The organism is Serratia sp. H1w (assembly GCF_000633355.1).
Classification (GTDB): Bacteria; Pseudomonadota; Gammaproteobacteria; order Enterobacterales; family Enterobacteriaceae; genus Chania.
This window is the reverse complement of record NZ_AYMQ01000182.1, coordinates 1-1,118: the sequence shown is the minus strand read 5'-3', so window position 1 is coordinate 1,118 and position 1,118 is coordinate 1. Positions and strand designations below refer to the sequence as shown.

The 1,118-nt window shown below is 46.9% G+C and carries 1 protein-coding gene; it reads left to right on the top strand.

All coding sequences use genetic code 11. From position 1 onward, the window contains the following. Positions 1-493: 493 nt before the first annotated feature. Positions 494-1,118: amino acid permease (locus U869_RS0128415; protein ID WP_025123676.1), on the top strand; the 625-nt coding region annotated here is incomplete at its 3' end.

Here is a 1,118-nt window from a genome sequence, read left to right as displayed (position 1 = left end):
GATGAACACGTCAGTGGAAAACGAACGGTTCTGGCGCGATTGCGGGCGCTGGGCGCACAGTTACAACGAAAGTTGTGACAATACTTTGCTGTGATTGGGCGAAAAGCTGTCTATCAAGCTGATGCCGCGTATGCTTTGACAACGCATCAGTGTAGTGGATTTTTCTGTTGACAGCGGCGTATCGGGCCTCAGCACAGAAGAATCATTGATAAAATAGGAGGTATCTAGATAATTCGGTTTTATCACCAGTGGCGTATGTATCGGGGTACAGAGAACAGCTGGGAGCGTGTGTGGATGCTTCTTGCTAGCTAAACGTGCACTGGTTTTTTAGCGTTAAAGAAAACAATTAATATAATTAGTGCGATTATAATATTTTAATTACTGTTACAAGAAAATTCTTTGATTCTGTCTATGATCTAATCATCAGTGTATGACTAACGTTATCCCATTAATAACACATAACTTAATTGACACGGTGTCAGTAAGGAAAGCCATGACGAACTCAACAGCGAATAAATTGTCTTTGGGATCCCTCACCGCGTTGGTCGTAGGTTCCATGATAGGGGCAGGTATATTTTCACTACCGGCCACCTTTGGACGCGCAACGGGGGGATTTGGTGCCATCATTGCCTGGTGTATTGCGGGCGGTGGGATGTTAATGCTGGCCTTTGTGTTTCAAACGCTGGCGCAACGTAAACCCGATCTCGATTCCGGCGTATTTATCTATGCCAAAGCCGGATTTGGTGATTATCTGGGATTTGCCTCTGCACTTGGCTTCTGGGCCGGGACCTGTATAGGTAACGTCTCTTACTTTGTGCTGATCAAATCCACCCTGGGGGCCTTCTTCCCGATATTTGGCGACGGTAATACTATTCCCGCGGTGTTGTTTGCCTCGGTCATTCTTTGGGGATTCCACATTCTGGTATTGCGCGGGGTTAAAAGCGCTGCGGCGATCAACACCATTGCCACCATCGCCAAAATCCTGCCGATCCTCATCTTTATCATTGTGCTGGTCTTTGCCTTCAAAAGTGACGTGTTTGCACTCAACTTTTGGGGAACACCAGAGACCGCAGCCTCTTTGGCTAGCGTGGGGGATTTATCTCATCTTAACGACTACG